Annotated in this window: 5 protein-coding genes; 1 reads left to right on the top strand and 4 read right to left on the bottom strand. The window is 71.4% G+C overall.

Going from position 1 to position 4,103, the window contains the following annotated elements; translation table 11 throughout:
- From CXY01_RS20715 to CXY01_RS20700, 4 genes are all read right to left on the bottom strand, one after another.
- Positions 1–549, bottom strand: a 549-nt coding sequence (locus CXY01_RS20715) for an endo-1,4-beta-xylanase (RefSeq protein ID WP_146931845.1), incomplete at its 3' end; no start/stop codon positions are given.
- Between the two features lie 266 nt (positions 550–815).
- Positions 816–1,238, bottom strand: coding sequence for a DUF3237 family protein (locus CXY01_RS20710; RefSeq protein ID WP_146931842.1), 423 nt, complete (start codon positions 1,236–1,238; stop codon positions 816–818).
- Positions 1,235–2,149: an alpha/beta hydrolase gene (locus tag CXY01_RS20705; protein ID WP_146931839.1), complete on the bottom strand. Its 915-nt coding sequence runs from the start codon at positions 2,147–2,149 to the stop codon at positions 1,235–1,237. The genes CXY01_RS20710 and CXY01_RS20705 overlap by 4 nt, the downstream gene beginning before the upstream one ends.
- 130 nt (positions 2,150–2,279) lie before the next feature.
- The gene (locus tag CXY01_RS20700) at positions 2,280–3,302 is read right to left on the bottom strand and encodes a LacI family DNA-binding transcriptional regulator (protein ID WP_146931848.1); all 1,023 of its coding nucleotides are present in this window, start codon (positions 3,300–3,302) and stop codon (positions 2,280–2,282) included.
- A 255-nt stretch (positions 3,303–3,557) separates the two neighbouring features.
- On the opposite strand from CXY01_RS20700, the gene CXY01_RS20695 reads away from it, so the two are divergent.
- Positions 3,558–4,103, top strand: a 546-nt coding sequence (locus tag CXY01_RS20695) for an endo-1,4-beta-xylanase (protein WP_146931836.1), incomplete at its 3' end; no start/stop codon positions are given.

Genomic DNA, 4,103 nt, shown 5'->3' with positions numbered 1-4,103 from the left:
GTTGCCCGTCCGCTGCAGGTTGGAGTCGCGGCGTCCGCCGGAGGAGCCGTCGGCGAAGGCCTCGTTGACGACGTCCCACGAGTGGATCTGGCCCCGGTAGTGGGTGGCCACCTGGGTGACGTGGTTGAGCATCGCGTTGCGCAGGGCGGTGCCGGACATGTTCTGCATCCAGCCCGGCTGCTGCGAGTGCCAGGCCAGGGCGTGACCGCGGACCTGCTTGCCGTTGCTGCGCGCCCAGGACACGATCCGGTCGCCGTTGCCGTAGCTGAACTGGTTCTGGTTCGGCTCGGTCGCGTCCATCTTCATCTCGTTCTCGGCCGTGATCATGTTGAACTCACGGTTCGCGATGGTCGAGTAGGTCGAGTCGCTCAGTCGGTTGGCGGCGATGGCGGTGCCGAAGTACCGCCCGCTCTCGGCGGCCGCGGCCTGCAGCGTGCTGCCTGCGGCGGCGGCCGGCACTGCCAGCGCCACGGTGAGGGCGGTGACCGCGAGGCCACCCACGGCGGCGACGAGCCGTCCGCGTCGGTGCCTGAGTCGTGGGGTCGTCATTGATCCTCCTGGGGGTGCATGCGTCGGCTGATCGCCGGCGGCCACACACTCGACCGGTTCGCAGGAGCGGGTCAAGAGCAAGAGGCGCTTCGGTAGTTTCGATCGTTTTAACGAAACGTTTTTCCACTCTTCTGGGTGATCTGCACCGGTGTAAACCCGCTCGATATCGATATCGAACCGGGCATCGGTGGGCACGCTCCCACGCACATCTCGGTTCGCTGAGCGCAACTATCGGAGCGCTCTCACGGAGTCGCCCGACCGGCGCGTCAGGGCTCAGCGGTCAGGCGATGGACGTCGATCTGCACCCTGCCCTCGTCCAGACGCGGCGTCAGCAGACCCACGAACGCACCCACGCGCAGCTCCACCGGACCATCGGCACCGACGTCGAACTGCGGCGTCGTCAGCAGGGGGACAGGGCTGTCGGCCGCGTGGACCGCCGTGTTGGTCACCGAGACCACCGCGCCTCCGACGAGCCGGATCTCGTAGCGCGCCCAGAGCTCGGTCGAGCCGTCGGGACGCGCGAGGTTCCAGTCGGCGCCACCGGGCAGCACGGTGCCCGTCAGCCCGCCGGACACCGTCCCTCCGATGATCGGGATCACGCGCCGGTGGCCGGTCGGCGTCTGCCCGACGTCGACGACCGGTCCCAGCAGCGCATCGATGGTGAACAGGTGCGTCCCCCGTACCCTCACGACCGCTCCCCCGCGGGCTCGTCGGCCAGCACCCGGCGGAGGAACGCCGCCATCCGCTCCCACGCCGCGACCGCGTGCTCCTCGGGGCCGACGTGCGTGAAGCCGTGACCACTGCCCGGCGCCACGAGGTGCTCGACGCCGACGCCCGCAGCGCCCAGGCGGGCCGCGAAGCGATCGCCCTCGGCGCGCAGCAGATCGTGCTCCGCCGTGATGACGAGCGTCGGCGGCAGGCCCGAGAGGTCGCTCGCCAGCACCGGGGAGGCCAGCTCGTCGGCTCCGTCCGCGGAGTCCAGCAGGTACCAGGCGTTGAAGCGGGCACCCGCGCTCGCGAGCTCGGCGGCGCCCGGCCCACCGGCGTCGCCGAGCTTCTGGACCGGCGGCGTGGCCAGGTCCAGCGGGGCGTAGTCGACGACCAGGCCCCGGACCTGAGGGGCGTCGCCGCGTGCGGCGAGGAGGCACGCCGCGGCCGCCAGGTTCCCTCCCGCACTGTGCCCGCCCACGGCGACCCGCGAGCCGTCGGCACCGATCGTGGCCGCGTCCGTGGCCAGCCACGCCAGGAGGGCGGCCGTCTGGTGGACCGCTGCCGGGAACCTGTGCTCGGGGGCGAGCACGTAGTCGAGGTTGACGACGACGCAGCCGGCGGCGTCCGCCAGGTACCGGCAGTAGGGATCGTCGTCCTGCCAGTCGCCCAGGACGAACCCGCCGCCGTGCAGGTTGACGAACACACCCGGCGTCGCGGGTCCGGCGGCAGGCCGGTAGACCATGAGCTCGCTCTCCGGCACGTCTCCCGCGACGCGGACCCGCTCGAACGTATCGCGCGGCAGGTGCGGCAGCGCGCGCGGCAGCCGGCGCGCATGCTCCCGGGCGTCCGACCGGAACCTGGCGATGTCGTCCTCGATGGCGGGCTGCACGGCCGGCCCCTCTCGTCGTCCTCGGGCTGTCGCGTCTACACCGGTGTAGACGCGACGTGAGCCGTCACCCTGACAACGCCCGTCGGACGTGTCAATCGCGGTCGCCGACGTGCCGTGTCGCGCCGTCCGGTCAGCCGTCGCGTCGGGGGGTGCTGTCCCGCTCGACGATCCGCATGCCGGCCAGGTAGAGCACAGGAGCGCCGTGCCCGCCCGACCCCAGCCCTTCGTGCATCCGGCGGCGCAGGATGTCCACGGCGACGTTAGCGATCTCCCGCCGGCCGGGGTCGACGGTGGTGAGCGTCGGGACGGAGTAGCGCGAGTCCTCGATGTCGTCGAAGCCGACGACGCCGACGTCCTGCGGGATCGCCCGTCCGCGCGACTGCAGCTCGTACATCGCGCCGATGGCCAGGGCGTCGTTGAACGCGACCACGCCGTCGACGGGAGCACCGGAGTCCAGCACGTCCGCCATCGCGCGCGCCCCGTTGGCGCGGTGCCACCCGAGGTCCGCCCAGCCGAGCAGGCGGGTGTCGACCTCGATCCCGCGCGCCTCGAGCGCCTGCTGGTAGCCGGCGTAGCGCAGCGAGGCCGAGCCGGCGGTCTCGGCGTGCAGCATGCCGATCACGGCGATGTGGCGTCGCCCGGCGTCCAGGAGGAGGTCCGTGGCCGCTCGCGCACCGTCGATGTTGCGCATGGTGACGTGGTCGACGCTCGGGGAGAACATCTGCTCGCCCAGCAGGACGAGGGGGTAGCCGAGCGCGTCGAGCAGGTGCGCGTCGTCCTGGACGAGCGCGGCGGGACTGAAGATCAGGCCGTCGACGAGGCCGCGACGGGGTATCCGCAGCGCCTCGAGCTCCCCCTCGCGCGTGAAGCCCGTCGGCTCGACGAGCACGTGCAGGCCGTGCCGCCGGGCGGCCGCGAGGATCTCGTCCGCGAGCTCGCCGAAGTAGGGCTGCCCGAGCTCGGGGACGGCGAGGCCGACGACGCCGCTGCGGCCGGACCGGAAGATCTTCGCCGTCACGTTGATCTCGTACCCGAGCGCGTCGACCGAGGCGAGGACGCGGTCCTTGGTGGTGTCGCGGACGTGGGGGTAGCCGCTCAGCACGTTCGACACGGTCTTGACGGACACGCCGGCGTGCCGAGCGACGTCGGCCATCGTCGCCACAGCCCCTCCTCACCCCGCCGGGGTCGTCACGGCAGCGAGCATCGCGACCTCGGCCGTCGCAACATACCCGACCGGCGTGGGCCGCCGGCCGGATCGTTCTTCTACACCGGTGTAAATCGTTTCGGAGCCTGGAAGCCCGTCGCACGCGCGGGCAGTGTGAGCGCTCACGGCCGACGAGTTCCCCGGAGAGCGTCCGTCGTCGCCACCCGCCTGTCGCCGACGTCAGGCGCCGAAGAGAGGTGCCGCATGACCACCACCCCACGACGAGGGCAGCGTGCTCTCGTCGCCGCGACGCTGGCCGTCGCGACGACCTTGACCGGTCTCGCTGCGGCCATGCCCGCCCAGGCGGCCGCCAGCACCCTCGGCGCCGCCGCCGCGCAGAGCGGCCGCTACTTCGGCACGGCGATCGCAGCAGGACGGCTCAACGACTCGACGTACTCGACCATCGCGAACCGTGAGTTCACCATGATCACGGCCGAGAACGAGATGAAGATGGACGCCACGGAGCCGAACCAGAACCAGTTCAGCTACACCGACGGCGACCGGATCCTGAACTGGGCGCGGTCCAACGGCAAGCAGGTCCGCGGTCACGCCCTGGCCTGGTACTCCCAGCAACCGGGCTGGATGCAGAACATGTCCGGCACCGCCCTGCGCAACGCGATGCTCAACCACGTCACCCAGGTCGCCACCCACTACAAGGGCAAGATCTACGCCTGGGACGTGGTCAACGAGGCCTTCGCCGACGGTTCCTCGGGAGCTCGTCGCGACTCCAACCTGCAGCGCACCGGCAAC

Source organism: Cellulomonas xylanilytica (assembly GCF_007989805.1).
Lineage (GTDB): Bacteria > Actinomycetota > Actinomycetes > Actinomycetales > Cellulomonadaceae > Cellulomonas > Cellulomonas xylanilytica.
This window is presented reverse-complemented; position numbering and strand designations above follow the sequence as displayed.

Excerpts from the sequence above, each read along its gene's own strand:
- CXY01_RS20700 (WP_146931848.1), bottom strand. The coding sequence starts at position 3,302 with ATGGCCGACGTCGCTCGGCACGCCGGCGTGTCCGTCAAGACCGTGTCG.